Here is a 382-nt window from a genome sequence, read left to right on the forward strand (position 1 = left end):
TCCCCGGCTCGACTAAAGCCAGGGTGCCGCCAGGGGGTCAAAATTCAACCGTCGCTACGGGGTCATTCTTCACCCGTCGTCGACAACCGCGAGCCGCTCCGCCGAAACCGGGTCCTGTACTTGGTGGGCAAGGGCAGCAAGCCGCCACCCTCCCGCTGACCTTCCCGGTCCTGCGGGTCCTCGAGCCTTGCCGCGGGGAGCGGAGGGAGGGCCACTGGTGCTCAGAGCCTATCTCAGGTAAGCCGATCGACCGACTCGACTGCTGCAGGATGGTCCTCCGGATCGCCAAGGCTGACGGCATCATCCGCCGCATCAGCCCGCACTCGCTGCGATCACCAACACCCTGGACGCGGACGTGCCGTTGCACGAGGCCAGATCATGG

The sequence above is a fragment of the Phytoactinopolyspora endophytica genome (assembly GCF_004138495.1).
Lineage (GTDB): Bacteria > Actinomycetota > Actinomycetes > Jiangellales > Jiangellaceae > Phytoactinopolyspora > Phytoactinopolyspora endophytica.